Here is a 13,742-nt window from a genome sequence, read left to right as displayed (position 1 = left end):
CCAGGCTTTTCTTCATGCGAATGTAGTTTTGACCTCCTGATTGCCTGGCGGCAACAAAAAAGCCGTCGCACTAGGCGACGGCTTCAGTAAGCGCAAGGTGCGCTCGATTCAATGCGCCGATGCGTGCGTATGCTCGACGCGTCCGCTTTGCGTCATCGCACTGACAATGATAAATACGACGATGTTGACCGCCAGCGCCACGAAGCCGATGTTCACGTCTTTCAGCGCGTCGGGCAGGAACGGCATTAATTGCCCGATCGTCAGATGCATGGTCGTGGTAATTGCCACCACGGCGACGCCCGCAACGATGCCGCAAAACGCGCCCTGTTTGGTCGCGCGATTTCGCGGGAAAAGGCTGCAGATAACCGCGGGGAAGAGCTGCGTGACGAAGCTGTAGCCCATCAGCAGCAAGGCGACGATGGTTTCGCCGCCGTGCAGCGTGAAGGCGACCGCCACGAGCGCGACGACCGGCACCAGGATTCGCGCGAGATTGGCAACCGTGGCGTCCGTCGCGTTGCGGTTCACCATGCCGCGATAGACGTCGTTGGCGAGCAGCGTGGATGCCGAGGTGAGGATCATCGAGCCCGGCACGAGCGCAGTCAGAATACCGGCCGCGCCGATCACGCCGACGAACCATGGGTCGAAGGTCTGCAGCGACAGGCGGAACAGCGACAGGTCGATGTCGCCGCCCTTCAGACCCGGCACCTTCAGCGTCGCGGCAAAGCCCACGAAGAACACGAACAGCAGGATCAACTGGTAGAGCGGCAGCACCATCGCATTGCGGCGGAAGATGCGCTCGTCCCTGGCGGTGAATATCGAGCCAAAAGTGTGCGGCCACATGAAGAAGCCAAGCGCCGTCAGCAGCACGGTGGACTGGAACCACGTGACGCTCGAGCCCTTGGCGGGGAAGGTCAGAAAGCCGGGGCGGGCGGCGTCGATTGCATGGAACATTTCGCCCAGGCCGCCGTAGTAGTGCAGCGGCAGATAAATGCCGAGGAACAGCACGATTGCCAGAATCAGCAGATCCTTCACGACCGAGTTCCATGCGGAGCCGCGCACGCCGGACACGATCACATACACCGTGACCACCGCCGCGCCGATCCAGATCGCAGCGGTCGACGAGATCGCGCCATACGAAGCGGTTGCGACGATGATGCCCAAGCCCTTCAACTGCAGCACGAGGTAGGGGATCAACGCGGCCACGCCGACCAGCGCGACGAGCGTGCCGAGCGCGGGGCTTTCGTACTTGCGGCTGAAAAAGTGCGGCTGCGAAACGAGATGGTGCTGTTTTGCGTAGCGCCAGATCGGCGGCAGCATCCAGTAGGAAAGGATGTACGCGAGCGTGCCGTAGGCCAGAATGTAATAGACAGGCGCGCCCTTGCCATAGGCAAAACCGCTGCCGCCAAGGAACGTGAAGGTCGTATAGATTTCGCCGGCCATCAGCAGGAACACGAAGGCGGTGCCGAAGCTGCGGCCGCCCACTGTCCACTGTTCGAGGCTCATGTCATGGCCATGCTTCGCGCGCACGCCGAGAAAGAGCGCAAAGAGCGTAATGGCTGCAATGATAACGAGTGCGCTCATGGCCGGACCTCCTCGCCGTCAGCGGCGACGTGCCGGTTCGACGCGTCGAGCCGGTACACGATCGCCATGATGATCGAACTCAACACCACCCACGCGACGATCCAGCCCAGCACGAACGGCATGCCGAGCACAAGCGGCTCGACCCGGTTCACAAACGGGACACCGAGCAAAATGCCGATGAACGGCAGCGCGGCGAGTACACGAAGCAACATGGGGCAACTCCTCGAACTGTAAGTACGTCTCGTTGAAAGTGCGGCTTCGCTGGCGACTGTATGCCGGATGCTTCGGTCCCGTAAAGTAAGTCAAAAAAGTGTAGGCTTTTCGAAAGTTGCGGACGCATCGATCGGCACATCGAATGTGAGCTTGTGTTGCGCCGCAATGTGCGACGCGCGCGAGTGGAAGTCGGGATGCATCCAGAACATTCACGCCGTTCTATATAGGTTCGCGTTCTACCGGGTTCATATCGCGCCGCGCTATGATCTCGCCACGCAACGCGCGCAGGTCTGAGGCTTCGGCGCTTCAGTTCAACTACACGGCGCGGCGCACCAGTGTGCAGCAGTCGCAGTGCCTGGGCCGCCGCTCGACACGGATCGCATATGGTCGAAAGTCTGATCTCGGACATTCTGTTCGGCTTTACCGGGCTGATCAGCATCATCAACCCGATCGGCATTGCTTTTGTCTTTCTTGACCGGACAGCCTCACTGACCACCGAGGAACGCACCGCACTCGCAAGAAAGATCGCGATCAATGTCGTGTGCGTGCTACTGGTGGCGTTTTTTATCGGCACGCCCATTCTGCATTTCTTCGGAATTTCGATGCAGGCGCTGCGGATTGGCGGCGGACTTGCTGTGGCGGTGGGCGGCTGGCAAATGCTGAATGCGCCCGATACACAGCCCGCCGAACAGCCGACCGTCAAGCGCGTGGATGCCGAGAACGCGAAGGCGAGAGCGTTCTTCCCGCTGACCATTCCATTGACCACCGGACCGGGCTCGATTGCCACGGCCGTCGCGCTGACCGCGAACCGTACGCACAAGCTGTCGGAGTTCGTGCTGTCGAGCATCGCGTCGGTTGTGATCTCACTCGCGGTCGCGCTCACGGTCTATCTGATCTACAGCCGTGCCGTCATCTTCGCGCGGTACCTCGGCGTGGAAGGTACCAAGGTAGCGATGCGCGTTTCGTCCTTTCTGTTGCTGTGCATCGGCGTGCAGATCATGCTGACCGGTTTCTCGGAGTTCCTCATTCCGATCGCGACGATGCAGCCGGCGGTGAACCGGTAATCGATGCGGTACTCAGACGGCAGCCTTGCAGTCGAGTCCATGCGTCGCAAAAGTCTATTGCGCGAAACGGGTAGTTCGCCGAGCGCGCATCGCCTATAGTTCGGCGGCACTGCGTGTAGTTTTACAACATCGCGCGTGCCATCTCCTCTGGCAGCACCTGGCGTCGAGCCGCATTACTTCGAGCCGCATTACTTCGAGCCGTCCGCAGTTCGCATTGCGTCATGCAGTGCTCATGCTTTGCCCCATACCGCGTCACACGAACTCACGCCAATACAATGAGACTACACACAAAACTGGTGGCCGCTCTTGCGGTGGCAAGTCCGCTTGCATATGGTCAAACAAGCGTAACGCTATATGGCCGTCTGGATGCCGGCGTCGAATATCTGAATCACATTAACAACGGCACGGGCGGAAGCTCGAACCGCTGGCGCGCCGAAGGTGGCGATTGGGGCACCAGCATGCTGGGTCTCAAGGGCAATGAAGAACTGGGCGGCGGACTGAAAGCGATCTTCACACTGGAGACCGGTCTGCAGGTGATGGACGGCACGACGAGCGGCGGACGGCTCTGGTCGCGGCGCGCCTTCGCCGGACTCAGCAGCCAGCAATGGGGCACGTTGCAAGCGGGTCGTAATCTTTTCATCGACAGCGACGGCGTTTGGGAATTCGATCCGTTCGTGCAGCAGGCGTTTTCGTCGGCGTCGCTCGTGCGGGGGCGCAACTGGCAGCAGACCAGCAATAACGTCGAGTACCACAGCCCGGTGTTCTGGGGCTTCGACGTGCAGGCGCAGTACGCGTTCGGCAATCAGCCGGGTGCCTTCAACAGCGGCGCGAGCGGCGAGTTCGGCCGCTCGGACGGCATCATGCTGACCTACCATTCGCAGCTCTTCGACGTGCGCGGCATCTACGACGAACTGCGCGACAGCAACGGCCGCTTCTCGAACATTTTCCAGAGTTCGCGCGAGTACTTCGTGGGCGCGAACGTGCATTTCGACGCGGTCAAGATTCAGGGCGCCTATACGCATTACTCGGCGCCGGACTCGCCAGCGGGTGTCGCCGATACCGCCGACCACTACTGGCTTGGCGCGACATACAACTTTCAGCCGCGCTGGGCCGTCACCGCGGGCGGCTATTACGTGAAGGTCGGCGACGGCAGCGGCGACGCCGCGCATGATCCCTCGGGCCACGCGATGATGTACGTACTCGGCACGACGTACAACCTCTCGAAGCGAACATTCCTTTACGGCACGGTAGGTTACGTGCGCAACAGCAGCAACGCGAACTTCTCGCTCGAAGCCTCGCCGCGCGATTCGACCAGCAACACGAGCCCGCTCGTCGGCGAATCGCAGACGGGTGCCTATGTCGGCATGCTGCATCAGTTCTGACGCGCGGCCTGATTGTCAGGCAGCGGCGTTTCGTTCAATCGCATATCACACGCTTCATTTCATTACCGGCATTACCGCATCAACAAGTTTTGAACCACGCCTCACAAGGGATAAGAACATTGACTCCACAAGACTCTCTCGGCGAGCGCGCCGCGAGCGGTGAGCCGTCGACCATGACGCGCCGCCGCTGGCTGCAGGGCGCGCTCGCGTTGACGGCCGCGGGCCTGACCGGCTCGCTCACGCTCAAGGCACTGGCCGACGACTCGTCGTCCGCTCCCATCGACACCTTCATGACGTTGTCGCAATCGCTGACCGAAAAGTCCGCGCTCGATCGCGACGTCGGCACCCGGCTCTTTGCCGCGTTGCAGAAGTCCACGCCCGAACTCGCGCAGCAATTGCCGAAGCTCGCGGGCGCGCTCGCCGCCGGTTCCGCCGATGCCGCTCAACAAGCGCTTGCGCTGAAGATCATGGAAGCGTGGTATCTAGGCACCGTCGATGACGTCGTCATTACCTATGAGCAGGCGCTCATGTTCGGCGTGGTATCCGACACGCTGATCATCCGCTCGTATTGCCCGAACAAGCCCGGCTTCTGGGCTGCAAAACCCGTCGAGAGGCAAGCATAAGCCATGGCCGATAAACAACAGAGCACTGAGCAAGCCGATATCGTCGTTGTCGGGTCGGGCGTCGCCGGGGCGATCGTCGCGCATCAGCTGGCGCAGGCCGGCAAGTCCGTGATCCTACTCGAAGCCGGGCCGCGCATGCCGCGCTGGGAGATCGTCGAGCGCTTTCGCAATCAGGCGGACAAGATGGATTTCATGGCGCCGTATCCGCCGAGCAAATGGGCACCGCACCCTGAGTACTATCCGCCCAACAACTATCTGATCCTCAAGGGCGAGCACAAATTCAACTCGCAGTACATTCGCGCGGTCGGCGGCACGACATGGCACTGGGCCGCATCGGCATGGCGCTTCATGCCGAACGACTTCAGGATGAAAACCGTCTATGGCGTGGGCCGCGACTGGCCGATGCAATACGAGGAACTGGAGCCGTATTACCAGCGTGCCGAAGAAGAACTCGGCGTGTGGGGCCCGACTGACGAAGAACTCGGCTCGCCGCGCAGCCAGCCTTATCCGATGGCACCGCTGCCGCTGTCGTACAACGAGCAGACCATCAAAAGCAAGCTCAATGCTTTCGACTCGCGCTATCACGTCGTGACGGAACCGGTCGCGCGCAACAGCCGTCCGTACGATGGCCGTCCGACCTGCTGCGGCAATAACAACTGCATGCCGATCTGCCCGATCGGCGCGATGTACAACGGCATCGTGCACGTTGAAAAAGCGGAGCAGGCCGGGGCCAGGCTGATCGCCAATGCGGTGGTCTACAAACTCGAAGTCGGCACGGACAAGCGCATCACGGCGGCCCTGTACAAAGACGCGCAGGGCAACGAGCATCGCGTGGAAGGCAAGTATTTCGTGCTCGCCGCGAACGGCATCGAGACGCCGAAGATCATGCTGATGTCGCAGAGCCACGACTTTCCGAACGGCGTTGGCAACAGCTCCGACATGGTAGGTCGTAACCTGATGGACCATCCGGGCACGGGCGTCACGTTCTACGCTGACGAAAAACTGTGGCCGGGGCGCGGCCCGCAGGAAATGACCTCGCTGATCGGCTTTCGCGACGGCGCGTTCCGCGCGACGGAAGCGGCCAAGAAGATCCACCTGTCGAACATGTCGCGAGTCGATCAGGAAACCCAAAAAATCTTCAAGCAAGGCAAGCTCATCAAGCCCGCCGAGCTCGATGCGCAGATTCGCGACCGCTCGGCGCGCTTCGTCGAGTTCGACTGTTTCCACGAAATTCTGCCGCAACCGGAAAACCGCATCGTGCCGAGCCGCACCGAGACCGACGCGATCGGCATTGCGCGGCCCGAGATCACTTATCGCATCGACGATTATGTGAAGCGCGGCGCCGCGCACACCCGCGAAGTCTATGCGAACGCGGCAAAGGTACTGGGCGGCAGCGACATCCGGTTTGACGACGAATTCGCGCCGAACAACCACATCACGGGCGCGACGATCATGGGCAGCGATCCGCGCGATTCCGTGGTCGACAAGCATTGCCGCACGTTCGACCACCCGAATCTGTTCATTTCGAGCAGCGCGACGATGCCGACCGTCGGCACCGTCAACGTGACGCTGACCATTGCCGCGCTGGCACTGCGCATGGCCGACCAGTTGAAGAAGGAAGTGTGAACGTGTTGAAGAAGACTTTTTTCTGGATGCTGGCCGGCGCCTTCGCGTGGTCTTCGGCGCTGCCCGTTTGCGCACTCGCGCAGGACGCTAAAGCGGTGGACGGCAACGACGCGGCGTTGATCAAACGCGGCGAATATCTGGCCACCGCCGGCGATTGCATGGCGTGTCACACCACCGCGAAAGGCAAGCCGTTCGCGGGCGGCCTGCCGCTCAAGGTGCCGATGCTCGGCACGATCTATTCGAGCAACATCACGCCCGACCCGCAAACGGGTATCGGCACGTGGTCGCTCGAAGACTTCGACCGCGCGCTGCGCAAGGGCGTGTCGAAGGACGGCCATAACCTGTACCCGGCGATGCCGTATGTCTCCTACGCGAAGGTCAGCGACGGCGACGTGAAGGCGCTATACGCGTATTTCCGCTACGGCGTGGCGCCGGTGCAGCAGGCTACGCGCGCGAGCGACATTGCATGGCCGCTCAACATGCGCTGGCCGCTCACCGTATGGAACTGGATGTTCCTGAAGAGCGGCCCATATCAGGCGAAGCCTCAACAGAGCGCCGAGTGGAACCGTGGTGCGTATCTCGTGCAGGGACTCGCGCATTGCAGCACGTGCCACACGCCGCGCGGCTTTGCCATGCAGGAGCAGGCGCTCGATGAAACCGGCAGCGGCTTCCTCGGCGGCTCGGTGCTCGCGGATTGGGACGGCTACAACATCACGTCGTCGCCCGATAGCGGCATTGGCGGATGGAGCCATACGCAGCTCGTGCAGTATCTGCAAACGGGCAGCGTGCCCGGACTCGCACAGGCAGCGGGGCCGATGGCCGAGGCGGTCGAGCACAGCTTCTCGAAGATGAGCGACGCCGACATCGGCGCCATCGCGACGTATGTGCGCACGGTGCCGCCGGTCAACGACGGCGGTGCTCAGAGCGGTTCGCGCTCGCGCAGCGCGTGGGGCAAACCGTCGACGGACGTGGCGCGCCTGCGAGGCGTTGCGATGAACGACGGCACGCTCGATCCCGCGCGGCTCTATCTGGGCAACTGCGCGACGTGTCACCAGGCGAGCGGCAAGGGCACACCGGACGGCTACTATCCGCCGTTGCTGCACAACTCGACGGTAGGTGCGTCGAATCCGGGCAACCTGATGCAGGTCATTCTGCACGGCGTGCAACGCAAAGCCGCAGGCAACGACGTCGGCATGCCGGCCTTCGCCGCACAACTGAACGACGCGCAGATTGCCGCGCTCACGAACTACGTGACGACGCAGTTCGGCAACCCCGCAGCCCGGCGCGTGAGTGAGAAGGACGTCGCCCGTCTGCGCTGAGCACCGCTCAATGACCGCCTTGTCACGCGAGCCGTGACGAGGCACGCATTGGCGGCGGCTTCGCAGGCGGGTCGCCTTCCGGCGCGGCCGGCGGCAGCCCGCCTGGGTCGTCGTCGGGCGTCGCGGGTGGATCGGGATCGATGTTCGGAGGCGGCGGCGCCTCGGGATCGACCTCGGGCGGCATCGGCGTGTGCATGACGAACGCCGTCCCATCGTGCGAGTTTGAACCGGCCATCGTTACCTCCAACTTTTCTCTCTGATCATGCGTGCAACGCGCATGTCCCTTTGTCCCCAATCGCCCTTTGCGTAGTGCCTTTCGCGCGTGGAACGGCCATTGCTGTGTTTCATCGCGCAATGCACCAGGCATTGCGCGGTTAAGCGTGGGGTGCTCATCGAGCATCGACAGGGATAGGGAATACACAAATGGCGCGACATAAGGCCGACGTTGCTGACGACGAATTCGAGATTTTCGCCAGCTATCACGGAACAGGCGACGGCCGTTACGTAGGTGGACTGAAGGTCGTCCGCAGAGCGGATCGAAGGATACTTTTTCCGTTCGACGGTGCGCCGGAAATCGGACCGTACGAGACGGCCGATCAGGCGCGCCGTGCCGCCATCGAGTACGGCAAGCAGATCGTCGCGGCCGACCGCAAATCGCCGGAACGTTGACTGCGGCGCGTGTGCGCTCGTCAAGGCATGCCACCGAGCGACGGCGAGATCGTGCTGCCGCGATTCGGATCGTCCGGATGTTCGTCGGGTACGGTGGGCCGCGCCGAGAGCGGCGGATGACTGCGATAGCAGGTGTCGATCGAATCGTTCACTACGCACTGCGCGAACGCGTCGGCATCGCTCTTTTGCGCGAATGTGTATAGCGTTCGCTCGACCTGAACCTCCGTGTCGGAGATGCGAATTGTCGTCACTGTCATGAAGTGCTCCTTTTTACAAAAATGAACCGAAGCTTCAGTTCTGGCGACGCAATGCACGTGCCCACTTGCCAGTGTGCGCGACGCTTGCGAGCCGTAACGGGACGCCCCTCGGCGTGCGGTCCGATGCAGTCCGGCAGGGTCCGTATGTTGCTGCACTCACGAGGTAGCCGATAAAAGGAGAGCGATATGCAGCCTGACACACCCAGCGAGAATTCCGGCGCTCCCGAGGTTTCGCCGGAAGTGAAAGAACGCAACAAGCCGAGCGGCGCGCAGTACGTGGAGCCGAGTCCCCTCGGCATCGAACCGGTCGTGCAGACCGGAGTCGACAAGCAAACCAATCCGCCGCGCTCGAACGAACGTCCGGAGCAGACCGCCGAGGTGCCGCTCGGCACCGGCACGCACGGCGAGCCTGCGGGCGGCGGCGGCCGCGCGTCGCACAAGAACTGATGCGGTCAACAGCGAACGGAGAGACATATGCAACAGGACAACCAACCCCTGAACCCCGGCGATGAAGCGCCCCCCGACGCGCCCGGCGTCGGCGAAGATATCTGCCCGGCATGCAAGGGAACCGGCAAGGTAGAGGAAGTACAGTGCACCGTGTGTGGCGGCACCGGCAAAGTGCTGCAGGGCATTGGCGGCGGTTGAGCGGTTTGCTCAAGCGTCGCTGTGATGGTGTGATCGCCGGGCCAAGGCGTGGCTGCCGCCCGTCGCGGCAGCTTCGTGCGAGTTGAATGCGTCGTGGGATCAACCCGGGCAGCGACATGCCGCGGAGCGGGCGCGCTTTATGCGGCGCTGCAATATCGCGCCCTCCGGCACACGCACGCCGGACGCGCCCCGCTACCCACAGGAGCCAACCATGCAGGAACATTCGAAGCACGGATTCGACGCAGCGCAGACCGAGTACGAAGCCTTCATGCTCGAACCGCACGACTGGGTACCCAATAACAGCAAGCTGCCGGTCGTGATCTACAGGCAGGCAGTGGACCCGGCTATCGGCGACCTCGCCAAGGCGTTCGAACTGCTGTTCGCACGCAACGAATGGCCGCCGCAGTGGCGCGACGGCATCTTCGACTACCACCACTTTCACTCGACCGCGCACGAAGTGCTCGGCGTGTCGGACGGCTCCGCGGATGTGATAGTCGGCGGTCCGGGCGGCAAGGTGGTCAGCGTGTCCGCGGGCGACGTCCTGCTGCTGCCCGCCGGCACCGGCCATTGCCTGCAATCGTTCGAAGGCCGCTTCCGCGTGGTGGGGGCCTATCCCGCGGGCCAGCAGTGGGATATCCGCCGCGAAGCGCTGACCCCGCAGGAGCTTGCAGCAATGCATGCGCTGCCGTTCCCGAGGATGGATCCTGTGGACGGCAAGCATGGCCCCCTTTGCGAGCATTGGCTGAACGCGGCCTAGCCGCGCCCGTCGGCACGTCCGCCAGAGTTCCAGCAACGAGCCCGATGTCACGCAGCGTGCAGATTTGCGCGCATCGGCGCATCATCCATGAGGCTAGCTGAGCTCTTCATGCGTTGTTTCCCTGAACACCGCTTGCCGGCGACGTCGCGGCAGCGCGCGCCGGCAATGTTTCCAACGGCCGAACAAGGAGTGTCCCATGCAAAACGATCCCGCCCTCGATCAGTTGTGCATCAATACGATCCGCACGCTGTCGATGGACGCTGTCCAGAAGGCAAATTCAGGCCACCCCGGCACGCCAATGGCGCTCGCGCCGGTCGCCTACCATTTGTGGCAGAACCATCTGCGCTACGACCCGGACGAGCCGTTGTGGCCCAATCGCGACCGCTTCGTGCTGTCGGTCGGGCATGCATCGATGCTGCTGTATTCGCTGCTGCATCTGGCAAACGTGAAGGCAGTGGACGAAGAGGGCAAGCCGACCGGCAAGCCCGCCGTGTCGCTGGAAGACATCGAGCGTTTTCGCCAGATCGACAGCAAGACGCCGGGCCACCCTGAATACCGGATGACGACCGGCGTCGAAACCACGACAGGTCCGCTCGGCCAGGGCCTCGGCAATAGCGTCGGCATGGCGATGGCGGCCCGCTGGTACGAGAACCGCTTCAACAAGCCGGACGCGCCGCTTTTCGACTACCGCGTCTACGCGCTGTGCGGCGACGGCGACATGATGGAAGGCATCTCGCACGAAGCGGCCTCGCTCGCGGGCCATCTGAAGCTGTCCAATCTGATCTGGATCTACGACAGCAATCGCGTGACGATCGAAGGACATACCGATCTCGCCTATAGCGACGATGTCGAAAGCCGCTTCCGCGGTTACAACTGGCATACGCTGCATGTGAACGATGCGAACGACGCCGCTGCGCTGGAAGCCGCATTCGTCGAAGCAAAAAGCATCACCGACAGACCGACGCTGATCGTGGTGAACAGCATCATCGGCTGGGGCGCACCCAACAAGCAGGACACGTCAGCGGCGCACGGCGAGGCGCTCGGCGTCGAGGAAGTCGCGCTCACTAAAAAGTTTTACGGCTGGCCAGAAGACAAATTTTTCTATGTGCCCGAAGGTGTGCACGAGCGTTTCGCCGCGGGCATCGGCGCGCGCGGCAAGGCGGCGCGCGCCGAATGGCAGGCGAAGTACGACGCCTACAGCAAGCAATATCCCGAACTGTCGCGCGAATTCGCGCTGATCGAGGCGCATGATTTGCCGGTTGGCTGGGACAGCGACATTCCGACTTTCGATGCGGACGCCAAAGGCATGGCGTCACGCGAGTCGTCGGGCAAGGTGCTCAACGCGATTGCCGCGCGCGTTCCGTGGATGCTCGGCGGCGCGGCCGACCTCGCGCCATCCACGAAAACGAATCTGAAATTCGAGGGCGCGGGCAGCTTCGAGTATGACAATTATGGCGGCCGGAATCTGCATTTCGGCATTCGCGAGCATGGGATGGGCGCGGTGGTCAACGGCCTCGCGTTGTCGAATTTGAGGCCGTTCGGCTCGACATTCCTGATTTTCAGCGACTACATGAAGCCGCCGATCCGCCTGTCGGCGATCATGGAAGTGGAGTCGATCTATGTGTTCACGCACGATTCGATCGGCGTCGGCGAAGATGGCCCGACGCACCAGCCTATCGAGCAATTGGCGTCGCTGCGCGGCGTTCCTGGCCTCACCGTGCTGCGTCCGGGCGATGCAAACGAAGTAGCCGAAGCGTGGCGCGTCGCAGTCACGCAAAAGCGGCGTCCTTCGTGCATCGTCGTGTCGCGGCAGGCGTTGCCGACTCTCGACCGCAGCCGTTATGCCTCGGCCGAGGGCGTGAAGAAGGGCGCCTATGTGCTAGCCGACGCGCCAGACGGACAGAAGCCGCAAGTCATTCTGCTCGCGACGGGCAGCGAGTTGTCGATCTGCGTCGACGCGTACGAGAAACTGAAGAGCGAGGGCATTGCCGCGCGCGTGGTGTCGATGCCGTCATGGGATCTGTTCGAGCGGCAGGACGAAGCCTATCAGGACGCGGTGCTGCCGCCCGACATCGATGCGCGCGTGGCCGTCGAGCAGGCCGCCTCGCTGGGCTGGGACCGATACGTCGGCCGGCTTGGCGCGCAAGTGGTGATGCACACGTTCGGCGCATCCGCGCCGCTTTCCGATCTGAAGAAGAAATTCGGCTTCACGCCCGAGCATGTTTATGAAGCGGCGAAGCAGCAGATTGCGCGGGTACAGGGAAAGCGCAGCCAGGAGTAGTGCGTAAGCTGTAACCTGAGCAGCGGCGAAAAAAGCCGGCGGTATGAAAACCGCCGGTTTTTTTTCGAGCGTCGGCGCTGACTGTGAGACGGCGCAAACCGCCGCTTCCGACCCGCTTCAGTTCAATTCAATTCGCCGGAATCGTCACAACGGGCGCTTTGCTGCTCGTATCCGCCTCGGCGAGCGCCATCAGGTTTTGCACGACCGTGAACGCGTATTTCGAGTCGAAGTCGTTGCGATCGACCCAGTACGACGACGTCCCGTACGGAATCATCACGTATGCATTGTCGGGCGCGCTCTCGCCCGAGTGAATGATGATCGTCGGTCTCGTCTCTCCGCCGATCAGGCCCACGGTCGGCTTCGTCGAGCCGTCGGTTATGCGCTCGACGGGCACCTGCACCTGTGCACCGAGATCGGTCAGGATGCCGAGCACCGAGCGCGTCACCATCGGAATCTTGTCCGCTTTCTGCCATGCGGAAGAAGGCCCGTAGACGATTTCATAGCTGCGCGTTTTCGACGACAGATGCAGCAGCTTGCGCACGCGGGCCAGATCGGCCGCCGTTTGCGGCGACTCGCCGCTCGTGGTTGCTCCCATCACCAGAAACACGCTCATCTGCTCATTCTTCGTGCCCACGTTGCGCGATTCGACGTTCAACTCGCCGGCGAGTTGCAGGCGGCGCAGCGAACGCAGCAACTCAAAAAAGCCGGGTGCGCCCGCGCTGTTTTCTCCGCCAAGCGCATTGCCGTTCTGCAAGCCTCCGACCGATTGCGCGGTGATGCGCAACAGCAGGTCGATAGGAATGCCGCCTTCGGCGAGCGGCAGCACGAGTGCGGGCGCTAGCGGCCGGATGTAAGCGGACGCGAACGCTTCGCCGGTCGTCGGCGTGAACGTGAAGGTAGGGTGATTCGAATACGACACGCTGCCGGTGGCGAGTGCGTAGTTCGGCTGGCTGCCGGAGCCCGCGTTAGCGGTTGCGCCGCCGCTGGCGTCGAACGTGTAGGCGGCGATGATGCTGCTGACGGTCAGAAACGCAGGCGCGTCGCCGTAACGAAGGCCGACCACGGCCGCAAGAATCTCGCGTTTCTTCGCGTCGCCGAGTGCACGCGCATAGTCGACCTGATCGGCTTTCAGGCGCGAGGGTCCGATATGCACGCAGGCGGAGGAAAGACATGCCGCGCAAAGCGCGGCGGCGACCGAAGCGGTTCTGATCATGTCGGCAAAAGGGCGGAACGCATATCCGCTGAAGAATGAGGGCGCAACGGCGGTAGCAGGTCGCATTCCCGGACGCGCGGCGTGCGTGCGTGAAGAAGGGTGTCATCAAGGC

At 62.6% G+C, this 13,742-nt stretch carries 15 protein-coding genes; 10 read left to right on the top strand and 5 right to left on the bottom strand.

The window, feature by feature from the left end:
• Window positions 1–108: 108 nt before the first annotated feature.
• Complete coding sequence (locus SB753_RS02045; protein WP_088173702.1) at window positions 109–1,581, bottom strand: sodium:solute symporter; 1,473 nt, start codon at window positions 1,579–1,581, stop codon at window positions 109–111.
• Window positions 1,578–1,793: a DUF3311 domain-containing protein gene (locus SB753_RS02040; RefSeq protein WP_020067872.1), complete on the bottom strand. Its 216-nt coding sequence runs from the start codon at window positions 1,791–1,793 to the stop codon at window positions 1,578–1,580. Before SB753_RS02040 ends, SB753_RS02045 begins: the two co-directional genes overlap by 4 nt.
• A 384-nt stretch (window positions 1,794–2,177) precedes the next feature.
• Here SB753_RS02040 and SB753_RS02035 point away from each other — a divergent pair, with 384 nt between their 5' ends.
• The 5 genes from SB753_RS02035 to SB753_RS02015 all read left to right on the top strand — a co-directional run bounded on the left by SB753_RS02035 (window position 2,178) and on the right by SB753_RS02015 (window position 7,808).
• Complete coding sequence (locus tag SB753_RS02035; protein WP_027804607.1) at window positions 2,178–2,858, top strand: MarC family protein; 681 nt, start codon at window positions 2,178–2,180, stop codon at window positions 2,856–2,858.
• 275 nt (window positions 2,859–3,133) lie between these two features.
• Window positions 3,134–4,240: a porin gene (locus tag SB753_RS02030; RefSeq protein ID WP_027804606.1), complete on the top strand. Its 1,107-nt coding sequence runs from the start codon at window positions 3,134–3,136 to the stop codon at window positions 4,238–4,240.
• A gap of 173 nt (window positions 4,241–4,413) precedes the next feature.
• Window positions 4,414–4,863, top strand: coding sequence for a sugar dehydrogenase complex small subunit (locus SB753_RS02025; RefSeq protein ID WP_088173701.1), 450 nt, complete (start codon window positions 4,414–4,416; stop codon window positions 4,861–4,863).
• A gap of 3 nt (window positions 4,864–4,866) precedes the next feature.
• Window positions 4,867–6,489, top strand: coding sequence for a GMC family oxidoreductase (locus SB753_RS02020; protein ID WP_020067867.1), 1,623 nt, complete (start codon window positions 4,867–4,869; stop codon window positions 6,487–6,489).
• Window positions 6,490–6,491: 2 nt separating this feature from the next.
• Complete coding sequence (locus SB753_RS02015) at window positions 6,492–7,808, top strand: c-type cytochrome (RefSeq protein ID WP_410798731.1); 1,317 nt, start codon at window positions 6,492–6,494, stop codon at window positions 7,806–7,808.
• A gap of 22 nt (window positions 7,809–7,830) precedes the next feature.
• On the opposite strand, the gene SB753_RS02010 is transcribed toward SB753_RS02015, so the two are convergent.
• Window positions 7,831–8,043, bottom strand: a complete 213-nt coding sequence (locus SB753_RS02010) for a hypothetical protein (RefSeq protein ID WP_087754828.1) — start codon at window positions 8,041–8,043, stop codon at window positions 7,831–7,833.
• A gap of 188 nt (window positions 8,044–8,231) precedes the next feature.
• On the opposite strand from SB753_RS02010, the gene SB753_RS02005 reads away from it, so the two are divergent.
• Window positions 8,232–8,477, top strand: a complete 246-nt coding sequence (locus SB753_RS02005; protein ID WP_020067864.1) for a DUF6723 family protein — start codon at window positions 8,232–8,234, stop codon at window positions 8,475–8,477.
• Window positions 8,478–8,497: 20 nt separating this feature from the next.
• On the opposite strand, the gene SB753_RS02000 is transcribed toward SB753_RS02005, so the two are convergent.
• A complete protein-coding gene (locus SB753_RS02000; protein ID WP_020067863.1) occupies window positions 8,498–8,734 on the bottom strand; it encodes a hypothetical protein in 237 nt (78 codons plus the stop codon).
• A 186-nt stretch (window positions 8,735–8,920) separates the two neighbouring features.
• Here SB753_RS02000 and SB753_RS01995 point away from each other — a divergent pair, with 186 nt between their 5' ends.
• The 4 genes from SB753_RS01995 (at window position 8,921) to tkt (ending at window position 12,417) form a co-directional block, all read left to right on the top strand.
• A complete protein-coding gene (locus tag SB753_RS01995) occupies window positions 8,921–9,181 on the top strand; it encodes a hypothetical protein (RefSeq protein WP_020067862.1) in 261 nt (86 codons plus the stop codon).
• 27 nt (window positions 9,182–9,208) lie between these two features.
• Window positions 9,209–9,379 carry a hypothetical protein gene (locus tag SB753_RS01990; RefSeq protein ID WP_020067861.1) on the top strand — a complete coding sequence of 57 codons (171 nt, stop codon included), beginning with the start codon at window positions 9,209–9,211 and terminating at the stop codon, window positions 9,377–9,379.
• 211 nt (window positions 9,380–9,590) lie between these two features.
• Window positions 9,591–10,136 carry a cupin domain-containing protein gene (locus tag SB753_RS01985; protein WP_410798729.1) on the top strand — a complete coding sequence of 182 codons (546 nt, stop codon included), beginning with the start codon at window positions 9,591–9,593 and terminating at the stop codon, window positions 10,134–10,136.
• Between the two features lie 196 nt (window positions 10,137–10,332).
• Window positions 10,333–12,417 carry a transketolase gene (tkt, locus tag SB753_RS01980; RefSeq protein ID WP_087754825.1) on the top strand — a complete coding sequence of 695 codons (2,085 nt, stop codon included), beginning with the start codon at window positions 10,333–10,335 and terminating at the stop codon, window positions 12,415–12,417.
• Window positions 12,418–12,544: 127 nt separating this feature from the next.
• On the opposite strand, the gene SB753_RS01975 is transcribed toward tkt, so the two are convergent.
• Window positions 12,545–13,630: a hypothetical protein gene (locus SB753_RS01975; protein ID WP_088173996.1), complete on the bottom strand. Its 1,086-nt coding sequence runs from the start codon at window positions 13,628–13,630 to the stop codon at window positions 12,545–12,547.
• Between the last annotated feature and the right edge of the window lie 112 nt (window positions 13,631–13,742).

Origin of the sequence: Paraburkholderia sp. SIMBA_053 (assembly GCF_046534895.1) — a bacterium.
GTDB lineage: Bacteria > Pseudomonadota > Gammaproteobacteria > Burkholderiales > Burkholderiaceae > Paraburkholderia > Paraburkholderia caledonica.
Note: the sequence above shows the minus strand (reverse complement) of the source record. Positions and strands in the feature narration are given on the sequence as shown.